This is a genomic window from Micromonospora sp. AMSO1212t (assembly GCF_008868145.1).
GTDB lineage: Bacteria > Actinomycetota > Actinomycetes > Mycobacteriales > Micromonosporaceae > Micromonospora > Micromonospora tulbaghiae.
Map to the genome: position 1 here is coordinate 1 of NZ_WBKS01000218.1, position 5,141 is coordinate 5,141.

4 protein-coding genes are annotated in these 5,141 nt (G+C 73.8%); 1 reads left to right on the plus strand and 3 read right to left on the minus strand.

Annotated elements, in window-relative coordinates; all coding sequences use genetic code 11:
- On the plus strand, nucleotides 1–955 hold a 955-nt coding region (locus F8279_RS29095; protein WP_151501647.1), incomplete at its 5' end, for an LCP family protein.
- 4 nt (nucleotides 956–959) lie between these two features.
- Here the strand turns inward: F8279_RS29095 and F8279_RS29100 are convergent.
- The 3 genes from F8279_RS29100 to F8279_RS29110 all read right to left on the minus strand — a co-directional run bounded on the left by F8279_RS29100 (nucleotide 960) and on the right by F8279_RS29110 (nucleotide 5,107).
- On the minus strand, nucleotides 960–2,417 hold the full coding sequence (locus F8279_RS29100; protein WP_151501648.1) for a M1 family metallopeptidase: 1,458 nt from the start codon (nucleotides 2,415–2,417) through the stop codon (nucleotides 960–962).
- 88 nt (nucleotides 2,418–2,505) lie between these two features.
- Nucleotides 2,506–3,900 (minus strand): M1 family metallopeptidase, encoded by a 1,395-nt coding sequence (locus tag F8279_RS29105; RefSeq protein WP_091426229.1) that lies wholly within the window; start codon nucleotides 3,898–3,900, stop codon nucleotides 2,506–2,508.
- Nucleotides 3,901–3,988: 88 nt separating this feature from the next.
- Nucleotides 3,989–5,107, minus strand: a complete 1,119-nt coding sequence (locus F8279_RS29110) for a GuaB3 family IMP dehydrogenase-related protein (protein WP_091426231.1) — start codon at nucleotides 5,105–5,107, stop codon at nucleotides 3,989–3,991.
- Nucleotides 5,108–5,141 lie beyond the last annotated feature (34 nt).

A 5,141-nucleotide genomic window follows, 5' to 3' on the forward strand; every position in this document is an offset into this window, starting at 1 on the left:
CCCCGCCCCGACCACCGCCAGCCCGACGCCGCCGCCCGGCGCCGACCTGAAGGGCCCGCTCAACCTGCTGCTCGTCGGCGTCGACACCCGGGTCAGCATCCCCGGCTGGGAGCCGCACGCCGACGCCGTGCTGCTGCTGCACGTACCGGCCGGGCTGGACCGGGCGTACCTGTTCTCGCTCCCCCGCGACCTGGTCGTGGACATCCCCGCCTACCCGAAGGCCCGCTACCCGGGCGGGCGGACCAAGCTCACCCACGCGATGAGCTACGGCAGCCGGGTGCCGGGCGACAAGGCCCACCCCAGCACCGCCCAGGGGTACGAACTGCTGCGCACCACCGTCTCCCGCTACACCGGGCTGCGCATCGACGCCGGGGCGGTGATCACGTTCGGCGGCTTCGACAAGCTGGTGGACACGCTCGGCGGGGTGGACCTCTACGTCGACCAGCAGGTCGCCTCCCGGCACCGCCGCCCCGACGGCACCATGCGGACCCTGACCGGCGGCGGGTACATCGGGCCGCAGATGGTCTACGAGAAGGGCACCCGGCACCTGACCGGCTGGCAGGCGCTCGACTACGCGCGGCAGCGCTACACCGCGGGCGGCGACTACACCCGGCAGCGGCACCAGCAGCAACTGCTCCGGGCGCTGGCCCGCAAGATCGTCGACCAGGGCACCGCCCGCGACCCGCAGCGGGTCGAGCAGGTGGTGGCCGCGCTGGGCAGGACCCTGGTGTACGCCGGCGGCGACCGGAAGCTGATCGACTACGCGTACGCGCTGGGTGGCCTGCCGGCCGACCGGCTCACGCTCGTCGTGCTGCCCGGCGCCGGGGTGAGCAGCGGCGGCGCGTACCGGGGTGAGCAGCTCAAGCCGCTCGGCCGCGACTTCCTCACCGCGCTGCGCGGCGGGCGGGCCGACGCGTTCCTGGCCGCCCACCCGTCGCTGCGGGTCAAGAACTGAGGCGCTACAGCGCCTTCGGGGCGGGCGGACGCTCGGTGCCGTACAGCCACGGGTCGAAGACCTTCGCCAGCTTCTTGCCGGTGATCCGCTCGGCCAGCGCCACGAAGTCGGCTGTGGTGGCGTTGCCGTTCTTCCGCTCCGCCGCCCAGGTGCGCAGGATGGTGAAGAACGCGGTGTCGCCCACCGCCACCCGCAGCGCGTGCACGGTAATCCCGCCCCGGTCGTAGACCGAACGGCTGAACAGGTTGGCGACGCCCGGCTTGCCCGGCGGCGTACGCCACACCTGACCGCCGGCGTTCGCGTACTTCTGCTCGAACGAGCGCTGCACGGTGGTCGAGCCGTCGTGCTCGGCCCACAGCCACTCGGCGTACGTGGCCAGCCCCTCGTTGAGCCAGATGTCCTGCCAGCGCTGGATCGACACGCTGTTGCCGTACCACTGGTGGGCCAGCTCGTGCGCCACCACGCCGGTGTTGTCGCCCTGCCGGAAGAAGCTCGCCGAATAGACCGGGCGGCTCTGCGTCTCCAGCGCGTACCGGATCCGATCGTCGGCGACCACCACGCCGCCGTACGCGTCGAAGGGGTACGGCCCGAAGACGCTCTCCAGGTAGTCGGCGACCTCGACCGTACGCGCGATCGACCGGTCCGGCGCGCCCTGCGCCACCTGCGTGGTGACCGCGCTGTAGACCGGCCGTCCCTTGTGCTCCCCGGTGGTGACCCGGAACTTCCCGATCGCCACGGTGGTCAGGTAACTGGCCGTCGGCGCGGTCTCCGACCACTTCCAGGTGGTCCAGGCACCGCTTGTCGACCTGCCCTTCGGCACGCCGTTGGAGACCGCCGTCAGTCCCTTCGGGACGGTGATCTCCATGTCGTAGGTGGCCTTGTCCGACGGGTGGTCGTTGACCGGGAACCAGGTGCTCGCCGACTCCGGCTGACCGAGCGCGATCGCCCCGTCGGTCGTGTGCAGCCAGCCACCCTCGCCCAGCGCCTCGGTACGCAGCGGCTCCGGCCGGCCGTCGTACCGGATCTCGGCGGTGAAGCCGTTGCCGGAGGTCAGCCCGATGGCCGGGGTGATCACCAGCTCGTCCTCGGTACGGCTGTGCCGGGCGGCGGTGCCGTCCACTGTCACCGACCGGACGGTCAGCCCGGCCAGGTCCAGGTTGAACGCGGACAGGTCGGCGGTCGCGGTGGCCCGCAGCGTGGTGGTGCCGCTGAGCTTGTCGGTCTCCAGGTCGTAGCGCACCTTGACCGTGTAGTGCGCGACGTCGTACCCGCCGTTGCCGTAGCTCGGGAAGTACGGATCGCCCGCCCCGGCGGCGCCCGGTGCGAAGCTGCGCGAGGTCGCCGGCGCCGGGCCGGCCGGGGACGACGGACCCGGGTCCGGCTCGGCCGAACCGCAGCCGGCCACCAGCAGGGTGCCGCAGGTCAGCAACCCGAGCCGTCGTCGTGCGCCGCGCCGCGTCATCGCCTCGATCCCTCCCGGGCCCGTTCGGCGGCCCCGCCCACGGGCCGCTCCGACCGCGGCAGCCTACCCAGCGGCGGTCACGTGTGCGTCACGGCAGTCCCGGCGGCGTGCCACCGACCAGCCAGGCGTCCAGCAGCGCCCGCAGCGGCCGCCCCGACGTGCGTTCGGCGTACCCGACGAAGTCGGCGGTGGTGACGTTGCCGTCGCGGTGCTGCGCCAGCCAGCCGCGCAGCACGCGGTAGAACGTCTCGTCGCCCACCGCGCGGCGCAGCGCGTGCACCGCGAGCGCGCCGCGCTGGTAGACCGCGTCGCTGAACATCCCGGCCCGGCCCGGGTCGACCGTGGGCTTCGACCAGTCGGTGGCCGCGTAACGTTCGGCGACGGTCTGCGCCACGGTCCGCCCGCCGTCGTGCTCGGCCCAGAGCCATTCGGCGTACGTGGCGAAGCCCTCGTTGAGCCAGATGTCGCTCCACCGGGCCACCGAGACGCTGTCGCCGAACCACTGGTGCGCCAGCTCGTGCGCGACCACCTCGGTGTTCGGCCGTTCCCCCCGGAAGAACGCAGGCCCGTAGACCGGCCGGCTCTGCGTCTCCAGCGCGTACCGGATCCGCTCGTCGGCGACCACCACGCCGCCGTACGCCTCGAACGGGTACGGGCCGAAGCGCTCGGCCAGGAAGTCGGCGACCTCGCCGGTGCGGGCCACCGACGCGGCGGCCGGCCCGTCCGCGGGCAGCGCCGCGGCGACGGCGGTGACGATGGGCTTGCCGGCGTGCGTGCCGCTGCTGACCCGGTAGTCGCCGATCACCAGCGTGCTCAGGTAGCTGGCCATCGGCGCGCGCTCCGACCAGCGCCAGGTGGTCCAGCCGCCGTCGGACGTCCGGCCCTCCGGCACGCCGTTGGACAGCGCGGCGAGCCCGTCCGGCACGGTGACCGCGAGGTCGTATGTCGCCTTGTCCGACGGGTGGTCGTTCACCGGGTACCAGGTGCTCGCCGACTCCGGCTGGCCGAGCGCTATCGCGCCGTCCGGTGTGGCGTGGAAGCCGCCGTCGCCGAGTTCGGCGTTGGGCAGCGGCTGCGGCACCCCGCCGTACGTCACCTCGACTGTGAACCGGCGCCCGGACGGCAGCCCGCCCGCCGGGGTGACGATCAGCTCGGCGCCGTCGTGGCGGTGCTTCGCCGCCTCGCCGTCCACCCGCACCCGCTCGACGTCCAGCCCGGCCAGGTCGAGCTGGAACCGGGACAGCGCCCGGGTGGCGGTGACCGTCAGCGTGGCCGTGCCGGTGAGCCGGTCGCCGGCCGGGTCGTAGCGCACGTCCAGCGCGTAGTGGCCGACGTCGTAGCCGCCGTTGCCGGCCCCCGGCACGTACGGGTCACCGGCGTCCGCCGCGCCCGGCCGGAACCCGCTCTCGTCGCCGCCGGTGCACCCGCCCAGCGCGAGCGCCGCCGCCACCAGCCCTGCCGCCCAGACCCGCCCCCGTCTCACCCGGCGAGCCTAGACGCGCGGCGGCGCGGGCGGGGCCGGAACACGTCCGCGCCGCCGCCCGCGCCGTCACGCGGTGCTCAGCCGGTGCTCAGCGGTCGAGGACCAGCCCGACCTTCTGGAACTCCTTCAGGTCGCGGTAGCCGCACTTGGCCATCGCCCGGCGCAGGCCGCCGAAGAGGTTGAGCTGGCCGTCCGGCTCGTCGGCCGGGCCGAACAGCAGCCTCTCCATCGAGCCGAGCGGCTCGCCGGCCACCTCGAACGCGCCCCGGGGCAGCGACGGGTGGCTGGCCGCGGAGTGCCACCAGGCGCCGCCGGCCGGTGCCTCCTCGCAGAGCGAGAGCGGCTCGCCGAGCATCACCGCGTCCGCGCCGCAGCCGAGCGCCTTGGCGATGTCACCGGAGGTCTGCATGTCGCCGTCGGCGATCAGGTGCACGTACCGGCCGCCGGTCTCGTCCAGGTAGTCGCGGCGGGCCGCGGCCGCGTCGGCGATGGCGGTGGCCATCGGCACCCGGATGCCGAGCACCGACTCGGTGGTCGACCAGTCGTCGCCGCCGATGCCCACGATCACGCCGGCCGCGCCGGTACGCATCAGGTGCAGCGCGGTCTTGTAGTCGGTGCAGCCGCCGACGACGACCGGCAGGTCGAGGTCGGCGATGAACTCCTTGAGGTTCAACGGCTCGTCGGTGGTCGAGACGTGCTCGGCGGAGACGAGCGTGCCCTGGATGACCAGGATGTCCACACCGGCGTCGAGGATCACCGGGGCCAGCGCCAGCGTGTGCTGCGGGGAGACCCGCACCGCCACCGTGCCGCCGCCCTCGCGCAGCTCACGCACCCGCTCGGCGATCAGGTCGGGGCGGATCGGCTCGGCGTAGACCTCCTGGAGGCGCTTGGTCGCCCGCGCGTCCTCGTCGAGGCCGGCCAGCTCCTCCAGGATCTTGGCCGGGTTCTCGTACCGGGTCCAGAGGCCCTCGACGTTGAGCACGCCGAGGCCGCCGAGCTGGCCGAGCCGGACGGCGGAGGCGGGGCTCATGGTCGCGTCCGAGGGGTGCGCGACGCACGGGATGCCGAACTGGTACGCGTCGAGCTGCCACGCGGTGGAGACGTCGTCGACGTCCCGGGTGCGGCGGCTCGGCACGATGGCGATGTCGTCCAGGTGGTAGCCGCGCTGCGCGGTCTTGCCCAGCCCGATCTCGACCACGTCACGCATGGGGGACTCCAGGTGGTTGGGGGTGGTGGGTCAG

Bases quoted from the DNA above. Each gene is read 5' to 3' on its own strand.
- F8279_RS29100 (WP_151501648.1), bottom strand. From the start codon at position 2,417: ATGACGCGGCGCGGCGCACGACGACGGCTCGGGTTGCTGACCTGCGGC.
- F8279_RS29110 (WP_091426231.1), bottom strand. From the start codon at position 5,107: ATGCGTGACGTGGTCGAGATCGGGCTGGGCAAGACCGCGCAGCGCGGC.